The sequence below is a fragment of the Pseudomonas vlassakiae genome, from assembly GCF_014269035.2.
GTDB lineage: Bacteria > Pseudomonadota > Gammaproteobacteria > Pseudomonadales > Pseudomonadaceae > Aquipseudomonas > Aquipseudomonas vlassakiae.
On record NZ_JABWRP020000050.1, the window covers coordinates 1 to 1254 of the forward strand.

The window sequence follows — 1254 nt, forward strand, 5'->3', positions numbered from 1 at the left end:
GGGCCTGTCCCATGGCGGCGGACGCCAAGAAGCTGGCTAATGAGCCAACTGCCTCAAACCTTTTGCATATTCGTTCGGTGAACGATAGCCCAGTGCCGAATGCAGCCGACTGCTGTTGTAAAACCCGTGGATATAGCTAGCAATTGCCAGGTGAGCGTGTTTCTTGGTGGGGTAGACCGTGCAGGCTTCCTCTCTCTTCAATGTAGCGAAGAAGCTTTCAGCTACGGCATTATCCCAACAGTTTCCTCTCCGGCTCATGCTCTGCACGAAGCCCTTCTTGGCTAAAGCTAAACGAAATTTACTGCTCGCGTACTGGCGCCCTTGGTCAGAATGGAAAATCACTCCGCAGACGCCTAAACAGGCGTTCCAGGCGTTCATAAAAGCGCGCTCGACCAAGTCGTCAGGCATCCTATCCGCAAGGCTATAACCCAGCACCTGGCGCGTCTGGATGCTCAGCACGACTGCCAGATAAAGCCAGCCCTCTTTCGTAGCGATGTAAGTGATATCGCTGACCCAGGCTGGGGCGGGGTTTTGAACGGAGAACTGACGATCCAATAAATTGCTCGCCACTGGCAGCGCATGGTGACTGTCGGTGGTGCACGGTCTGAAACCGCTCTTGGATCGGCCCTGTATGTGTTCTTCATGCATCAGCCGGTCAATGCGCTTATGGCCTACAGCGTGGGCCTGTTGCCGTAGCGCCTCGACCAGCCGCGGTCGACCGTAGGTCTTGCGGCTAGCCGCATAAGCCTTGTGCAGATCGATGCGGATCTGCGCATCCGGATCCGGGCGCCCCTGGCGGTGCTGATAGTCGTAAAATCCTGAAACCGAAACACCCATTACCCGGCACAACAGACGCACCGGGAACTGAGCCCGTTCTTCAGCGACGAAGGCGTATCTCACCTGGACTCTTTGGCAAAGAATACCGCCGCCTTTTTTAGGATTTCACGCTCCAGTTTCAGCTCAGCGTTCTCGGCTCGCAATCGCGCTAACTCGCTGTCTTCTTTGGTAATTGCTCGACGGTCAGGAGAGCTCAGCGGTAGACCACTGCGAGAAGCGTTGACCCAGTTGTCCAACGTTTTCACAGACATTTCCAGCTGGCGAGCAGCTTCCGTCCTGCCGAGCGTTTCGGCGAGCGCAACGGCCTGAATCTTGAACTCATCGGTGTAGTTGCGGCGAGTGGTTGGGTACATGGCAACCTCCAAGATAGCGATGTAAGTATCGCTTCTTGGCGTCCGTTGTCACGGGACAGGCCCA

General features: G+C 56.0%; 2 protein-coding genes. Both read right to left on the reverse strand.

The annotated features are described in order from the left end of the window. Positions 1–36: 36 nt before the first annotated feature. Positions 37–900, reverse strand: coding sequence for an IS3 family transposase (locus HU738_RS25720; RefSeq protein WP_197897232.1), 864 nt, complete (start codon positions 898–900; stop codon positions 37–39). Next, positions 897–1190 carry a transposase gene (locus HU738_RS25725; RefSeq protein ID WP_085627416.1) on the reverse strand — a complete coding sequence of 98 codons (294 nt, stop codon included), beginning with the start codon at positions 1188–1190 and terminating at the stop codon, positions 897–899. Before HU738_RS25725 ends, HU738_RS25720 begins: the two co-directional genes overlap by 4 nt. Positions 1191–1254 lie beyond the last annotated feature (64 nt).

Bases quoted from the DNA above. Each gene is read 5' to 3' on its own strand.
- HU738_RS25725 (WP_085627416.1), bottom strand. From the start codon at position 1,190: ATGTACCCAACCACTCGCCGCAACTACACCGATGAGTTCAAGATTCAG.